Consider the following 15317-nt stretch of genomic DNA (forward strand, 5'->3'; position numbering starts at 1 on the left):
GTAAGCTAACATATCTATTAAAAACGGTGAGTTCTATGGAAAATGAACCTAGTAAAAAAGATGTGCCATCTGAACTTAATGAAAATAAAAATAATACTAATAGGCCTTCAAAGGAAATTAATAAATTACATTCAAGCTCTACTGAAAAAAAAGAAATATATGATGTCTCTACTAAATCGGCTAGAAATACTATTGTTGATGAAGAGTTTGAAAGAGAGTTTGGTATACTTACACCTAGTGAAACTTCAAAACAAAAAGCGCAGCAAAATACTAGAACATTAAAACATTTAACAACTATAAAAAAAGAAAATATTCTTCAAAAAAAAGAAGATATAAAGTTACCTGAAGATATTACTAAGTGCAACATTTCATTTACTATTGAAAATAAAATTGCTTATAGCAATATTTACCAGCAACTTGGGAATAAATCTATTGGAGTTGAGTCTGAAGATGAACAAATTACAGATTATACCTCTACACGTGGCAATAAATCTTCAATTGACAATAACAATTTAGATTCGATTCATTTTACTAATGGCCAGAAACTTAGTATTTTATCAAAATTAAAAAACCTATTTCTTCATGAAGAAAAAGAAATTGAGCAATACAATATAGACATACACGGCCCTCTAGTTAGCTTTGATTATACTGATGGGATTGATGAAGTTGAAAGGTACTGGTTAATTGAACCATATTCTTTTGTTACAATCCAATACAACCCAAGTACTAACAAATACTTTTATTGTGTCGTGGAACCAAAGCTATCTGAGTTTGAACAAGTATTTCTCACTGAGATTAAAAAAAGGTTACGTGATATACTACTTTTTGAAGTATTAGATACCTTAGTTGATAAAGAATCAATGGTTGATTCGAAGATTAGAGATATTATTAAAGATTATTCTATAGAAATAACTCCAAAAATGCTAGAAAAGATTTCTTACTACATTAAAAGAGACTTTGTTAGATATGGGAAAATTGATCCACTGATGTACGACAACTCTGTTGAGGATATATCTGCAAACGGAAAAAATGTACCTATATTTCTTTATCACAGAAAATATCACAATATAAAAACAAATATTGTTTTTAATGAAAATGAGCTGGATCCATACATAATTCAACTTGCACAAAAAAGCGGAAAGCATATATCTCTTGCACAGCCAATAATAGACGCAACAATACCTGATGGATCAAGAATACAAATGACACTTGGCTCATCAATAACCACTAGAGGTGGAACTTTTACGATTCGTAAATTCAGTGAGATTCCAGTAACACCTATTGATCTAATTAATTGGGGTACCTTTTCTACAAGTGCAATGGCTTACCTATGGTTGTGCATTGAAAATAATAAAAGCTTGATATATGCAGGAGGTACAGCTTCAGGTAAAACTTCTTCACTTAATGCAATTTCTTTATTTATTCCAGAAATATCAAAAGTTGTTACATTGGAAGATACTCGTGAATTAAAATTGTCACATATGAACTGGATACCAGCCGTAACAAGAGATTCATTCACTGCCGATGAAAAAGGTGCTGTTGACATGTATGAATTACTTAAAGCAGCATTAAGGCAACGTCCCGAATACATAATAGTGGGAGAAGTTAGGGGAAAGGAAGCATTAACTTTATTTCAGGCAATGGCTACAGGTCATACAACATTTTCTACAATGCATGCCGATTCAGTAGCTTCGGCAATTTATAGACTTGAAAATCCTCCAATTAGTGTTCCTAGAAATATGATTCAAGCTTTAGACATAATGTCGATACAAGCACAAACTTATTCTAAAGGTGAAAGGGTTAGAAGAAATCTTAAAATTGTAGAAATAATAGATATTGATCCAAATACCCGCAATATTAGAACCAATGATATTTTTGTATGGGACTCAAGTACAGACACTTTTGTCCAAACGGGCGAATCAAAAGCTATTCACAATATCATCAGGAGCAGAGGATGGACTGCTCAAAGGGCCAAAAAAGAACTCGATGTGCGTGAAAAAATATTACATTATATGGTCAGTAACAATATTACTGACTTTAGAGATATTGCTGCTATTATCAGTGCTTATCAGTCTTCACCTAATAAGATACTTGAAAAGTTAGAAATTATTTGAAGATTCATTATGTGGACACTATGAGTGAAAAAGAACCAATTTATAAAGATAAAACAGATTTGAATAACAATACCCATAGACTTGATGAGGGTTCAAAGTCTAACGACATTAATAAAAGTGACCTTGGTACCCGTTTTAATGTTGTGGAGTCGCATCTTAGTAACTACAAAATTAAAGCTATTGCTATATTTAAACTACTTAAAAGATTACCTTTTTTGCTGCTTAGCTCCAGATTTAAAGAACATCAAGCTTTTTTTGAATCAATCCAAATAAAACTGAGACAAGCTCGAGTTCCAATCTCTTATGAAATGTATGTATCTAATGCCGTATTCTTTTCAATATTTAGTGCTTTTATAGGTGCTATATCCGGTCTTTTCCTTGCATATACATTAGTTTACTTAGTCGGACTTCCGGCTACATTAACAGATCTTAGTCTTAGCCAATCAATCGCATGGATACTAAATTATAGAGATTTAGTCATTTCCCTATTAATTGTTACAGCGTTTACTTTAATTTTCTTTATCTTGGTCTTTTCAACCTTTCTTATATACCCATCATTCATTGCAAGTGAAAGAAAAAATAAAATTGATAGTCAAATACCATATGCTGTTACTTTTATGTATGCCCAAAGTAAGGGTGGAATGAACATCATAGAAGTATTGAGAGAACTTGCACAATCTGTAAACACATATGGTGAAGTATCTAAAGAAGTAGATGTTATAATTAGAGATATTGATTACTTTGGTAATGATTTAAGAACAGCAATAATCAATTCTATCGAATTAACACCATCTGAGCGTTTCCAGGACCTAATGTACAACTTATTAGCAGTAATTGACGCTGGCGGAAATATTTCTGAATATTTCCAAGACAAGTCAGAACAATACCTAGAACAAGCATCAAATGATCAAAAGGGATTCTTAGAGACGCTTGGACTTTTAGCAGAGTCTTATGTAACTGCATTCGTTGCTGGCCCTTTATTTATAATTATTGTTGGAGTTATGATGGCTGTAATGGGTTCTGGCTCGGATGTAATGCTTTATGCCCTTATATATGCAATCTTACCAATTGGTTCAATTCTTTTTATAGTTATGATTAGTATAATAACTCCAGAAGATGGTGGAAAGGTAGAATTACTTGAAACCGATATTGAAAAATATGATACACATTTTGAAAATTTAGCAATGAATGATGGTTCATATAATGACCCATTAACTGAGAAGGAAAAAAATGTCTATCAATTTGAACAACTTAGAAAATCAAAAAAACTTCTCAAAATAAAATCATTATTCAAAAATCCTATGATACCGCTAGTAGAAAACCCACACTCATCCCTGGTAATCACAATCCCAATAGCTTTTATAGTGGCTATTGTCCCATTATTAACAAACTTTGATAATCTTCATACTACCTCTGACATTGTTTCTTTCATCGACGATAAAGTTCTTCTAGCTGCATATATAACAATAGTGCCACTTTCATTCTTTCATGAAATTAAGTTCATGAAAACAAAGCGTTTTGAGAAAAATTTACCTGATTTTTTGAAAAAACTTGCTAGTGCAAATGAAACTGGAATGACTTTAAAGGATTCAATTCAAATGATATTAACATCGAATCCAAAAAGTATGGATGGTGAAATAAGCAAAATATGGAGAGATATTAACTGGGGAGTTAATATTACAGATTCACTTATAAGATTTGCTAACAGGACTAAAACACGTCTAATAGCTCGTTCTTTCACCCTTATTACAAAAGCTTTAGAGTCAAGTGGTGATATTGGAGAGGTTTTAAGGGTAGCTGCTAGGGATGCTACTGCATACCAAAATTTGAAAAGTGAACGTACTATGAATATGATGATATACATAGTTATTATTTATATAGCGTATTTCGTTTTTGTCGGAGTTATATACGTTGTATCCTCTACTTTCTTAGAGGAGATGGCTGCTGCTGGAGAACGTCTTTCATCTACTGGTCATCAAGTAGGCTTCCTTAGCACATTTGATCTTGATTCTTATACTCAGCTATTTAAGCATGCAGCTATTATACAAGGGTTCAGCTCAGGATTATTAGCTGGGGCAATGGGAGAAGGAAATGTTACCTCTGGACTAAAGCATTCGATAGTATTGATGAGTATTGGGTTTTTCTTATTTGCTATACTTATATGAATTATCTAAGGTTTGTGATATAATATGGAACAAAAAATAGTTGGAATTGATGAGGCTGGTAAAGGTCCAGTAATAGGTCCTATGTGTGTAGCAGGAATTGCAGTTAACGAAAATAAAATAAATTCGATAAAAAATTTACAAGTACGTGATTCTAAAGTTATTAGTCAAAAAAAGAGAGTACAGTTCGCACACCAAATTAAAAAACACATAGATGATTGGTATATTTTAGAAGTAAGTCCTAAACAAATCGATGAGCTAAGACAAGTTATGACAATGAACGAAATAATGGTCAAAGCTTTCCTCAAAGTACTTAATAAATTAAAGCCAACTAAAGCCTACGTAGACTCAATTGATGTTAATTCAGATAGGTTTGGTGAAACTTTAGCCAGAAAGTATAAAGAAAGTACTGACAGGCATCTTGAGATCGTTTCAAAGCACAAAGCTGACGAACTTTTTCCTATAGTCTCAGCTGCATCTATATTGGCAAAAGTTCACCGTGACAATTTGATAAATGATATTAAAAAAAAAGAAAATATCGATTTTGGTAGTGGTTATCCTTCTGACCCCAAAACAAAAGTTTTTCTTGAAGACTGGATTAAGAACCATGATTCATTTCCATATTATGTAAGAAATTCATGGAAAACCAGTAAGAACTTAATAGTTAAATACAAATAATTATGAAATCGTTTAAAGTATATCCTTCATCTATAAATTAGTAAAGAAAAAGTTTCCTAACCTATCACTATTCATTATTCATTTGAGAAGTAATCTACCATTGAAAGAAATAATTTTAGACCATCCTTTGATCCTAATATACTTTCAGCTGCTCTCTCTGGATGCGGCATTAATCCTAAAACATTACCTTTTGAGTTTGTTATACCAGCAATATTTTCTACCGAACCATTCGGATTAGACTCATTAGTTAAATGACCTTTTTGGTTAACATATCTAAATGCTACCTGATGATTATTATTTAGTTCATTTAATCGTTCGGGTGTATTGTAATAATTGCCTTCTTTATGAGCAACTGGTATTTTAATAACTTCTCCTTCATTAAATCTAGACGTAAAAATAGTATTATTATTTTCAACTTTGAGATAGGTCCAATCGCAAATAAACTTGGGGTAAGAATTTGTCATTAGTGCCCCATCTAGCAATGAAGCTTCAGTTAATATTTGGAATCCATTGCATATTCCAAGTACAGGCTTGCCTTCATTTGCGATTTTTTTGACAGAATCCATAATGGGTGTTCTTGATGCAATTGCTCCTGACCTTAAGTAATCACCATAAGAGAATCCACCTGGAAGAACTACGCCATCATATCCAGAAAGATCCTTGTTTTTATACCATACTAATTCTGCATTTACATTCAGAATGTCTTTAAAGATATGTAACACGTCCATATCACAATTACTTCCTCCGAATTGTATAATAGCTATTTTCATCAAGCTTCCCTCATAATGATACTATAATCATGAATCACAGGATTTGCAATTAATCTACGACACATTTCATCTACAGTATCTTTTGCTTTATCTATAGACTCGGATTCAATTGTGATAATAAACTTCTTAGCAGACTTTACATCTTTTGGACTATACCCTAAATGCTCCAATGCACGCTTTATTGTACTACCTTCCGGATCAAGCATTCCGTCTTTTAATTGAACTGTGACTTCTGCATAATATTCCATTGCATCAACTCAGTATTTAGTTAAAATAGATTATATCAATATATGCTTTTTCATAACAACTTAATATATTAATTAAAATAAAAGTCAATCAAGATATTTTTTAGCATGTACTATTCGTTGTAATATGGTTATATGGGTTATCAGTACAATCAAAATAACCGCAATCGTTATAAGGCCAGTGATAGCACCAATTGCCAAAATTATCATTCTTTCAGACCTTTCTGCTATCCCTATATTCATATCTATAGCACCTGATGCCTCTGCACGAGATCTGCTATAACTAACAATATAAGATCCAATCAGTGCTAATAGACACCAAAACCAAAGTTGTATTCCTAAAAAAGGTTCTCCACCTAAGATATTTCCCGAAAGTGTTCCATATATTATACCTACAAATACTATAGCATCGGCATACCTATCACATATAGAGTCTAAAAATGCACCAAAATTTGTCATTTTCTTATTTATGCGTGCAGCAGCTCCGTCTAGAACATCAAAAAAACCACTTAATACAATAAGCAACCCGGCTAAGATCAATTCACCTAATCCAAACATCAGAGCAGCTAGCAAACTAATTATTAACCCAATGAAAGTAATAGTATTAGGTGAAAAGGGAACTATTCTTGCTAGAGGAATTATATAATATCTAACTTTATCTTTTAGTTTATTGAATATAAGCATCCCTTCTTTACATTTTTTAATTGTTGTAATTATATCATATAGGTCTCAAAATACCTATTTTGGGTTCATAGCATCTACCCTTTGACAATAAAGCTGTTGCAGCATCATCAATAGCAGTTTCGCTTAAGCCTAAAGATTTAGCTTTTTCCATAAGATCTGAATAAACAACACCTTTACCTTCATCCAATTCTATCATAAGAGATTCAATCACGTTCTCAGCAGAGTTCTTTAATGTAGTTGTTATCTCAATGGATTCAATGGATTTTTTTACAACTTTAGTAAACTCTTTTATGTATTTTGAACTGATATTATATTTTTCAATTGCCAAATTAATATATTTCAATTCATTTTCATTGAAAGTATTTTCAGGTATTTTACCTTCATCATTTAAATCCGATATATTGCTTGATACAATATCACTTAGGATATTGAGCCTATTTAAACTAAACTCAACTGTACTCATTATCCAATTATCTCTAACCTTAGTATCAACCTCATTTATCACTTCTGGAAGAATTGAAACTAGAATTTTGTCATTGTCTGGACTGTAAGCATTAATCTTCCCTACAACTGCTGCAAAAAAAGGTACTTCTATATCTAATAAAATCTTTGTTACTTGTGGTTCAAAAATATTTGAATAAATAATAAAAGCACCAGAAGAATCCACTAGCCTTGCTTTTATTAGATTATTTTCCGTCCCAAAAATATCAACTTCTGTAACTGTTCCAACCACATAAACCCTATTAATCTTTCTGCCTAAAGGACTAAGCATATAGTTTTGTGCAGACCTCTGAGATTCATCTTTCAAGTAGAAGTTGTTGATATCAAAAACAGATTCATTAAATTCCTTTGAAAATAATCTATGTGCAACCTCTCTATCTGTCACTTAAATGTCCCTCCAATTTTGATAGTCTTGAATACAGATAATTAAGCTTATAATCTGTTTGATCTTGTGGAACAGATACACCTTCTACAATTAGAAATTTTTCATAACTATTATTAACAAAGTTGCCATTTACTAATAAGTTAATACCAACTAAATTTGAGGTTAGGATTCTTATAATTTCATCTTTTGAACAATCATTATTTAATTCAACCTTTAAATCCGTAACTACTTTGTCTGAAATGATTTCCAAATGTTTAAGATCAAGTACTATATTGATTGCCCCTGTACCATCATCTAATACGGCTTTTACATATATATCTGTATAATTTTCAACAACGCCGTGTATATTACATTTATTCGCTTCCAGTTGTTTATTACATTCAAAGCACTTTCTGATGAAACCTGATTCTGGTTTTATGTATAAAATAGTCCCTTCAATTAAAACGTCATAAAAATAAATTCTATGTACCAAATCACTTAATTGAGCTATTTCATGGGTTTTATTTACCATATCATATCTCAATTTTTTGAGTTTTTCATCTTTTTCTTGGTCTATTTTAGATATTTTAGTATTCTTATCAAAAATCAAATATGGGAGGTCATCATCCAGTTCAATAAATGCACTACTAAAATAAACCAAGTCCCCAATATCAAAATTAAATATCTTAGATTTAAAAGGTAATTTAGCTGTGTTATCACCAATGAATCCTTCTGCATAGGTTGACTCAGTTCCATTTTCATCAATAAATTTTCGATGAAATAGTTGTAAAATTATTCCTTTTGATGTAGCAAAAAAATCATCCGGAATTATTTCAGCTATCGACTTCTTTTTTACATTCATCAATTTTTGCTTAGTTGGAAATTGGTTATTACTTTTTTTTCTAATAAATGACTTTTTTCCAACATTTACATTAATCCTATTATCCCATTTATTTGTAAAAACATTCTTGAAATGTACATAATCATCTTCAACTAATGACGTTTTGTACCAACAAGTAAATTGACAGAAGCCTGTTTCATCTCCAAGAACTCCTACATCTATTATTAATGGTTTGTTATTTACCTTAATCTCTTTTTTTTGTGTTTTAATAATTCTACCTACAATGTTAATTCCCTTCATGTTTGGTTCTATCTCATCTATATTTTTTGTTCTAGAACCAGCGAAGCTATTTTTTCTAAGTACTGTTTTCTTTGCCTCCTCAAGAGGTACACGATATTTTATTAGATCTTCAAGTTCTCTTTTAATATCGCAGTCATTTAGTTCTATTTTTTCTTTTATTTCTTCAATATGTTTCTTTAATTCACCAGACTTTACTTTTTCCATGTCAACCCTTTTGACTATTACTTTAAATTTTATAAATTAATACATGATTTAGACAGAATTAATGGCCTTATAATTCCATGATTTATATGATAACGAATTTATACTTAATAATTTCTAAATTTTGATTTATTTTAACGCCTAATAATAACTGAAAACATTTTAATCCCCTAAAAACAATGAAAAATTATATATAGCCTACATATATATTAATATCCATTAATCAAGCTGATATATTAATAATAATCCAATGGAGGTGAAATACACGACAATAATTCCATTTGCACCGGTTGAAAGACTTATAAGACATGCTGGTGCCGAAAGAGTCAGTGAATCAGCTGCTATAGAACTGACTGATATTTTAGAAGAACATGGGCTCGAAATTGCAAAGGAAGCAATAAAGTTAGCCCATCATGCAGGAAGAAAAACTGTTAAAGCAGAAGATATAAAATTAGCAATAGAAATGTTATAATCAACATTTCTTACTATTTTTAATTGGTTCACAATTTATTGGTTTTATTTGATTTCAATAATTATTTCACTATATGTTGATAAAATACTTCTTATGTGAATTAATAATAATTTAATGAAATCAACCCGTATTAATATTTAGTTCTCTGTTGGAATTTCAATTAAAGAAAGAGAATCTACTGGACATATCTTGACACATGAACCACATTTTATACATGTATCTTGATCTACAAATGCTTTTCCTGAATATACTTTGATAGCAAGCTTAGCGGTATCTGGATTGAAGTCATCATTTTTCTTTTCTACTTTATTATTAACTGGACATATGGAAACACATATCCCACATCCTATGCAGATTTCTTCAGCCTGTTCTACTCTCTTGTTTTTCTTAGCCATTTTTTATCCTCATTAAAATGTTTCATCTTGAATTGTGATATAAGTTAGTGTTTATAGACTTTTAACTGATATGAATATTTCGCATTTAAACTTATTTCTTTAAATTGATTAAACTTTGATCTTATGTAGTGTTCAAATTGTGTTGATAGCAATAAAATTAAAAAAATCTATACTCATTAAAGTTAATATCGTTACTATCAAACCTCCAATCAGAAGTCCAAAAGTTATTGCAGTTAAAGCATGAACGGGGCGAATGCCAAATACAAATGCTGCAGCACATGCAGTCCATGCTCCTGTTACTGGGAGAGGTACTGATACAAATAAAATTAACGCTAGAGTTCCATATCTTTCAAACTTTTCGGTGTGTTTAACCCGTGTTCTATCGAACAACCAAGTGAAAAATAAATCAAATATTCTAAACCTATTTCTAAGATAAATTGATACGGGTTCTAAATAAGGGAGCAAAATAAAAACTGGAATTAAATTGCCTATAATTGCTAAAAAATAAACCGAAATAGGATCCATTCCATATACCGTAAGGCCAAAAGGTATGGATACCCTTAGTTCCCCAAAAGGTATAGTACTTAGAAAAATAACGGATAACCATGGTGGTATATTAATCAACCATTCAAACAATATCTCATTTATAGGGTTCATGCTCACTTATTAATTATTGACATGTGCGCAAGAAGAGCTTCTATTTGAAGTCTTTCATTAGCACCTTCAGTAATTCTAAAATCAATTTCGCCAATTATATCAATTAATTCAACTAGTTTTTTATCAGGTAATTGAATTTCAAACAATGAACGGTAAATTTGTCCAACCAAATCTTCCCCTGATAAGCCATGTTCTGTCATTAGTATATTTGCTTTTTCACGTGAATTTGAGAAATTACCTTCCAATGCACTCGTTAATAATTCCTTTATGTCATCGGGGTGTGCGGTAGCAGTTATTTTGTATACCATATCTTTCTCAACTGTCTTTTCAAACATAGAGGCTGCTTGAAGTGCATTTAATGCCTTTCGCATATCTCCTTGAGATACATAAACTATCGCATTTATAGCTTCTTTTGTTATCTCTATATGTTCAATATTTGCAATATACTTGACCCTTTCTTCTATGGGTTCCTCTCCCAATGGTGTAAATCTATATACAGCACACCTAGACTGAATTGGTTCAATAATCTTTGATGAATAGTTACATGATAAAATAAATCTACAATTCGAGGTGAATTTTTCCATAGTTCTTCTTAAGGCAGACTGTGCATCTGAAGTTAATGCATCGGCCTCATCTAAAAAAATTATCTTGAAAGTTGCTCCTCCTATAGGAGATGTTTTCGCAAAGCTCTTTATTTTAGTTCTAACGATATCAATGCCTCTTTCATCTGAAGCATTAAGCTCAGTAAAATTTTCATTCCAGTAGTCGCCAAATAGTTCGTGTGCAATTGCAACTGCAGTAGCTGTTTTTCCAACCCCCGGTGGACCAGAAAACAATAAATGGGGTATACTTCTTGTCTTAACATATGACTTTAGCCTTTCAATTGCTTCAGATTGACCTACTACATCATCTAGCTTTATAGGTCGATACTTTTCAATCCAAATTTCTTCTTTAATAATACCCCTCCAAAATAGTTCAATTCATAAAAATAGTTTACAATATCAAACACTTCTTGATGTAATAAAAATAAGCCTCTAAATCAACTTTTAAGTTAAAATAAATTTAGAAAAATAACCACTGTTATTTTTCACCATATATATATTTGTAAGCATACTTACCTACTATTGGTAGCTTAAACTTATCTCCTCTATAAGACATAAAAGCCATTAATAGAAGTAAGAACATGGATAAGAAACTAATCCCCTCTGCTGCTAGCCAACCAATATAAGGCGCCCATGCAACTATAAACATTAATAATGTTAGTGGAAGGAATAGCAGAAGTGACTGCATCGCATGAAAACGAACAAATTTGTTGTTTCTTTCAATAAGCAAAAATATCACGCCTGTAATCCAAAAGCCAACATATGTTATTGCACCAACTATGTTTTCATTAAGACCTATAACTGTTTTATATCTCATAGAATTCTCCTTCAATCACGAAATTCTATTGTGTTCTGTGGACATTTCTCAATACAATCACCACAAGCTGTACATTTTTCCGGATCAATTTCCGCAAGGAACTTTGTTACCTTAATAGCATCTTCTGGACATACTTTAGCGCAAAGCTTACATCCAATACAACCTGTGCTACATACTGATTTAACAAACTTTCCTTTGTCGTGTGAGTTACAAAGAACATGTACTTTCTCAGATATTGCACTCAGGGTTATCAAATCATTGGGACATGAAGCTACACATAAGCCACAACTTGTACATAGGTTATTATTGATCTTTGGAAGTTTATTCTCATCTATAATAATTGCTCCAAATGGACAAGCTCTTACACATGTACCTCTACCCATACATCCATAATTGCACTCTTTTTCACCTTCAGATAATAGCATTACAGCTTTACAATCTTCAACTCCTATATAATTAAATCTATCAGTACAGTTAGTCCCACCTTTGCAATGAACTATTGGATATTCAGGTTCTTCTTCACCACCAACTTCTTTTCCAAGAATACCTCCAATCTTTTCTTCTACTTCAAAACCACCTAATGGACAACCAGTAATAGGCGCATTATCTTCAACTACCTGTTCTGCGAATTCACCACACCCAGCATAGCCACATGCTCCACAATTAGCTCCTGGTAGTACATCAAGAACCTCATCTACAAGAGGATTGGTCTCAACCTTGAACACCTTTGAAGCCATCACTAATACAATCCCTATCACCATAGCAAGCCCACCAAGTGCAGCTATTGCCTGTATAAGGATAGTGGTTGTGTTCATATTGGAATCACCTCAAAGTAGTTCACAAAAGCCATTGAAAGCATTGTTGCAGCAAAGAAAGCATATGGAACACCTTTTATTGAAGAAGGTATGCGAACTAGTCCAGTTCTTTCTCTAACTGCAGACATTAATACCATAACAATACCAAAACCAATACCCGCAGCTATACCAAATACAATTCCTTCAACAAAACTGAAATCTTCCATCCTATTCAATAGGACAAGACCTAGCACCGCACAGTTACTAGCAATTAAAGGTAAGTAAATACCAAGAGACTTGTATAAAGGAGGTAAATGTTTTCGTATAATATATTCAACTAGCTGAACTAAAGATGCAATTACTACAATAAAAGCAATTAGCTCAAGAAAATCTAAGTTCATAGGGCCTAAAAGGTATGAAGCAACAACAAAAGTTACAGCTGAAGCCATAGTCATTACAAAAATAACCGCTGCTGACATTCCTAAAGCACTTCTAGTCTCCTTAGTTACCCCCAAAAATGGACATAAACCTAAGAATTGAATTAAAATAAAGTTTTCAATGAAAACTCCATCCAAAAATATATTTATCAAAGAATTATCCGGCATGTTCATCCACCCCTTTCCAACATTTTATCCCTTCTATAATTCACTAAAGCCATTAGTATAGCAATTGTAAAAAATGCACCTGGTGGCATTATCATAAAACTTGATGAATCAATTGGAATTTGAATTAGCTGAAATCCAAACAATACTATCTCGCCCGTTCCAAAAAGTTCTCTTATACTACCTATTGTAGCCAAGACTAGCAAAAACCCAGTACCTATACCTAAAGCATCAACTGCAGAAAATGATACAGGATTTTTACTTGCGTATGCTTCTGCACGTCCAATTATCATACAGTTAACAACAATCAGTGGGACAAATACTCCAAGTGCACTATGCAATGCAGGACTATATGCTTCCATGACCATACCAATTATTGATACAAATGTAGCAATTACAAGTATGAAAATTGGAACTCTGATTGTAGGTGGAATATGATTTTTGAGTGATGATATAATCAAATTTGCGCACATTAATACAAACATACTAGCTGCTGCCATACCTATTCCATTTTCCATAGAAGTAGTTACAGCTAAAGCTGGACATAATCCAAGTAGTAGAGCAAAGACAGGGTTATCTTTAGTAACCCCGCGAAGAAATTCACTCCAATAAGTCTTATTAGCCATAATTCATCACCTGTTTAGATTAGATTGTTTCTTTCATTTCATTAAGTTTAGAATCTATTGCATCAACAACCGCTCTTGAAGAAACAGTTGCACCTGTAATTGAGTCTACTTTTCCTGTGTCTCTAGTAAGTGCTAGGTCATCTACATCTAATTCTTCAAACTGTTGTAGGAAGGAGTCATCTTCAATCCTATCACCTAACCCAGGAGTCTCACTGTGAGAGATTATTTTTACCTTAATCAAATTGTTAAGGTCAGGATCAATCCCAGCTGCTACCTCCACAATACCTTCATATCCGCGTTGTTCACCAAAGAATGCATACCCTATAAGATTTCCATCTGCATCAAGAGCCCTATAATACAATACTTTAGTCTCATCATTGACTTCTTCCTCAACTGGCTCAAAATCAGTAGCTTCTGGTACAACATCTTCAAGTGCTGCAATACGAGCTTCTTCACGATTTAGTTCAATTTGAGTTTGAGTGGGAACGTAAATTATTGCTAAGACTGCAGCAGCAACAGCTGCAAGTAAAACAAGTTTGCCCACGATTATAAGTCCTTCTTTAGTTGTTTCTTTTGGCATCACTTGATCCCCCTATTACTAATCTTTTCTTTAAGTGTAATATAGGACTTTTCAAAGATTGAAGGGGTTCCATATTCTTTTGGGAATGTAATCCGTTCAAGAAATGCAGTTACACAGTTTGCAAGGAATATTCCATATAGTGCAGCGTACCCATAATTAACTGAAAAGTATCCATAAATAAAGGTTAAAAGACCACAGAGTATTCCATAATATATCCTACCTTGTTTTGTAACAGGAGAAGTTGATGGGTCTGTTGCAATAAACAAGATCCCAAATATTAATACCCCTGTGACCAAATATTCTAGATTCTCACCAAAAATCAGTGCCAGTAAAACAATTGTAAATGTAAATGTAAGGGGTATTCTCCAATCTAAATATCTTCTTAGAATAAGATATACACCACCAATAAGTGCAATAGGAGAAACTTCAACAAGAAAGCCTGCAGCATTTTCTAAGAAAATATCAGTTATCTGATCCGCATAAGGAAACGAAGCAGGAGTCATATGTTCGCTCCAAGCAATCATCAAGAAAATCCATGCTGCTAAAACTGGATGGAACAAATATGATCCAAGACCTCCAAAAGCATGCTTGCCAATAATTACTGCAAATGCTGCTCCTACAATAGGAATCCAAAATGGAGCTTCCGGTGGTATTATCAAAGCAAGCATCAAACCAATAAGCACCGCATTTCCATCGCGAATCGTTATTTTTTGATCAAAAGTCTTTTGGATAGAATATTCTGCAAGAACAGCAGCTAAAACACTTGCAAATAATATCCAAAGCGCTGGAAGTCCAAAGAAATATATTGATATTATACTAACCGGTATAAGTGCAAAAACCTTGCTCCACATTATGTTTTTAACTGTAAGTCCCGTCTTCTTGTGGGGTGGTGCTGAAATAGTAAAGCGCATA

At 32.5% G+C, this 15317-nt stretch carries 18 protein-coding genes; 4 read left to right on the forward strand and 14 right to left on the reverse strand.

Annotated elements, in window-relative coordinates; translation table 11 throughout:
- The first annotated feature begins 35 nt into the window (after positions 1-35).
- Genes J2T59_RS00655 through rnhB form a run of 3 tightly spaced genes read left to right on the forward strand, consistent with a single transcriptional unit; the run spans position 36 to position 4954 of the window.
- On the forward strand, positions 36-2114 hold the full coding sequence (locus J2T59_RS00655) for a type II/IV secretion system ATPase subunit (protein WP_259133075.1): 2079 nt from the start codon (positions 36-38) through the stop codon (positions 2112-2114).
- Positions 2115-2134: 20 nt separating this feature from the next.
- The gene (locus tag J2T59_RS00660; protein ID WP_259133076.1) at positions 2135-4279 is read left to right on the forward strand and encodes a type II secretion system F family protein; all 2145 of its coding nucleotides are present in this window, start codon (positions 2135-2137) and stop codon (positions 4277-4279) included.
- Positions 4280-4303: 24 nt separating this feature from the next.
- A complete protein-coding gene (rnhB, locus tag J2T59_RS00665; RefSeq protein WP_259133077.1) occupies positions 4304-4954 on the forward strand; it encodes a ribonuclease HII in 651 nt (216 codons plus the stop codon).
- Positions 4955-5028: 74 nt separating this feature from the next.
- Here the strand turns inward: rnhB and purQ are convergent, their stop codons facing one another.
- The 5 genes from purQ to J2T59_RS00690 all read right to left on the reverse strand — a co-directional run bounded on the left by purQ (position 5029) and on the right by J2T59_RS00690 (position 8863).
- Entirely contained in the window at positions 5029-5724 is a 696-nt protein-coding gene (purQ, locus tag J2T59_RS00670) for a phosphoribosylformylglycinamidine synthase subunit PurQ (protein ID WP_259133078.1), read from the reverse strand.
- Positions 5724-5972 (reverse strand): phosphoribosylformylglycinamidine synthase subunit PurS, encoded by a 249-nt coding sequence (purS, locus tag J2T59_RS00675; RefSeq protein WP_259133079.1) that lies wholly within the window; start codon positions 5970-5972, stop codon positions 5724-5726. Before purS ends, purQ begins: the two co-directional genes overlap by 1 nt.
- A gap of 84 nt (positions 5973-6056) precedes the next feature.
- Complete coding sequence (locus J2T59_RS00680; RefSeq protein ID WP_259133080.1) at positions 6057-6653, reverse strand: CDP-alcohol phosphatidyltransferase family protein; 597 nt, start codon at positions 6651-6653, stop codon at positions 6057-6059.
- 34 nt (positions 6654-6687) lie between these two features.
- Complete coding sequence (locus tag J2T59_RS00685; RefSeq protein WP_259133081.1) at positions 6688-7539, reverse strand: DNA-binding protein; 852 nt, start codon at positions 7537-7539, stop codon at positions 6688-6690.
- Complete coding sequence (locus J2T59_RS00690; protein WP_259133082.1) at positions 7529-8863, reverse strand: hypothetical protein; 1335 nt, start codon at positions 8861-8863, stop codon at positions 7529-7531. The genes J2T59_RS00685 and J2T59_RS00690 overlap by 11 nt, the downstream gene beginning before the upstream one ends.
- A gap of 247 nt (positions 8864-9110) precedes the next feature.
- On the opposite strand from J2T59_RS00690, the gene J2T59_RS00695 reads away from it, so the two are divergent.
- Positions 9111-9332, forward strand: coding sequence for a histone family protein (locus tag J2T59_RS00695; protein WP_259133083.1), 222 nt, complete (start codon positions 9111-9113; stop codon positions 9330-9332).
- Positions 9333-9469: 137 nt separating this feature from the next.
- On the opposite strand, the gene J2T59_RS00700 is transcribed toward J2T59_RS00695, so the two are convergent.
- The 9 genes from J2T59_RS00700 to rnfD all read right to left on the reverse strand — a co-directional run bounded on the left by J2T59_RS00700 (position 9470) and on the right by rnfD (position 15316).
- On the reverse strand, positions 9470-9727 hold the full coding sequence (locus J2T59_RS00700) for a ferredoxin family protein (protein ID WP_259133086.1): 258 nt from the start codon (positions 9725-9727) through the stop codon (positions 9470-9472).
- A 132-nt stretch (positions 9728-9859) separates the two neighbouring features.
- Positions 9860-10384: a COG2426 family protein gene (locus J2T59_RS00705; RefSeq protein WP_259133088.1), complete on the reverse strand. Its 525-nt coding sequence runs from the start codon at positions 10382-10384 to the stop codon at positions 9860-9862.
- Between the two features lie 2 nt (positions 10385-10386).
- Positions 10387-11340 (reverse strand): replication factor C small subunit, encoded by a 954-nt coding sequence (locus J2T59_RS00710; protein ID WP_259133305.1) that lies wholly within the window; start codon positions 11338-11340, stop codon positions 10387-10389.
- Between the two features lie 124 nt (positions 11341-11464).
- Positions 11465-11803 (reverse strand): DUF4870 domain-containing protein, encoded by a 339-nt coding sequence (locus J2T59_RS00715; protein ID WP_259133090.1) that lies wholly within the window; start codon positions 11801-11803, stop codon positions 11465-11467.
- Between the two features lie 11 nt (positions 11804-11814).
- Complete coding sequence (gene rnfB / locus J2T59_RS00720) at positions 11815-12618, reverse strand: Rnf electron transport complex subunit RnfB (RefSeq protein WP_259133092.1); 804 nt, start codon at positions 12616-12618, stop codon at positions 11815-11817.
- On the reverse strand, positions 12615-13202 hold the full coding sequence (gene rnfA, locus J2T59_RS00725) for an Rnf electron transport complex subunit RnfA (protein WP_259133094.1): 588 nt from the start codon (positions 13200-13202) through the stop codon (positions 12615-12617). Before rnfA ends, rnfB begins: the two co-directional genes overlap by 4 nt.
- A 2-nt stretch (positions 13203-13204) precedes the next feature.
- Positions 13205-13825: an Rnf electron transport complex subunit RnfE gene (rnfE, locus tag J2T59_RS00730; RefSeq protein WP_259133096.1), complete on the reverse strand. Its 621-nt coding sequence runs from the start codon at positions 13823-13825 to the stop codon at positions 13205-13207.
- Between the two features lie 19 nt (positions 13826-13844).
- Complete coding sequence (gene rnfG, locus J2T59_RS00735) at positions 13845-14405, reverse strand: Rnf electron transport complex subunit RnfG (RefSeq protein ID WP_259133098.1); 561 nt, start codon at positions 14403-14405, stop codon at positions 13845-13847.
- Positions 14405-15316 (reverse strand): Rnf electron transport complex subunit RnfD, encoded by a 912-nt coding sequence (gene rnfD, locus J2T59_RS00740; RefSeq protein ID WP_259133100.1) that lies wholly within the window; start codon positions 15314-15316, stop codon positions 14405-14407. Before rnfD ends, rnfG begins: the two co-directional genes overlap by 1 nt.
- Position 15317 lies beyond the last annotated feature (1 nt).

It is taken from the genome of Methanosalsum natronophilum (assembly GCF_024808815.1).
GTDB classification, from domain to species: domain Archaea; phylum Halobacteriota; class Methanosarcinia; order Methanosarcinales; family Methanosarcinaceae; genus Methanosalsum; species Methanosalsum natronophilum.

Excerpts from the sequence above, each read along its gene's own strand:
- J2T59_RS00695 (WP_259133083.1), top strand. The coding sequence starts at position 9,111 with ATGGAGGTGAAATACACGACAATAATTCCATTTGCACCGGTTGAAAGA.
- rnhB (WP_259133077.1), top strand. The coding sequence starts at position 4,304 with ATGGAACAAAAAATAGTTGGAATTGATGAGGCTGGTAAAGGTCCAGTA.
- J2T59_RS00680 (WP_259133080.1), bottom strand. The coding sequence starts at position 6,653 with ATGCTTATATTCAATAAACTAAAAGATAAAGTTAGATATTATATAATT.
- J2T59_RS00705 (WP_259133088.1), bottom strand. The coding sequence starts at position 10,384 with ATGAACCCTATAAATGAGATATTGTTTGAATGGTTGATTAATATACCA.
- J2T59_RS00715 (WP_259133090.1), bottom strand. The coding sequence starts at position 11,803 with ATGAGATATAAAACAGTTATAGGTCTTAATGAAAACATAGTTGGTGCA.
- J2T59_RS00690 (WP_259133082.1), bottom strand. The coding sequence starts at position 8,863 with ATGGAAAAAGTAAAGTCTGGTGAATTAAAGAAACATATTGAAGAAATA.
- J2T59_RS00660 (WP_259133076.1), top strand. The coding sequence starts at position 2,135 with ATGAGTGAAAAAGAACCAATTTATAAAGATAAAACAGATTTGAATAAC.
- J2T59_RS00700 (WP_259133086.1), bottom strand. The coding sequence starts at position 9,727 with ATGGCTAAGAAAAACAAGAGAGTAGAACAGGCTGAAGAAATCTGCATA.
- rnfA (WP_259133094.1), bottom strand. The coding sequence starts at position 13,202 with ATGCCGGATAATTCTTTGATAAATATATTTTTGGATGGAGTTTTCATT.
- rnfB (WP_259133092.1), bottom strand. The coding sequence starts at position 12,618 with ATGAACACAACCACTATCCTTATACAGGCAATAGCTGCACTTGGTGGG.
- rnfE (WP_259133096.1), bottom strand. The coding sequence starts at position 13,825 with ATGGCTAATAAGACTTATTGGAGTGAATTTCTTCGCGGGGTTACTAAA.
- purS (WP_259133079.1), bottom strand. The coding sequence starts at position 5,972 with ATGGAATATTATGCAGAAGTCACAGTTCAATTAAAAGACGGAATGCTT.
- rnfD (WP_259133100.1), bottom strand. The coding sequence starts at position 15,316 with ATGCGCTTTACTATTTCAGCACCACCCCACAAGAAGACGGGACTTACA.
- rnfG (WP_259133098.1), bottom strand. The coding sequence starts at position 14,405 with ATGCCAAAAGAAACAACTAAAGAAGGACTTATAATCGTGGGCAAACTT.
- J2T59_RS00655 (WP_259133075.1), top strand. The coding sequence starts at position 36 with ATGGAAAATGAACCTAGTAAAAAAGATGTGCCATCTGAACTTAATGAA.
- purQ (WP_259133078.1), bottom strand. The coding sequence starts at position 5,724 with ATGAAAATAGCTATTATACAATTCGGAGGAAGTAATTGTGATATGGAC.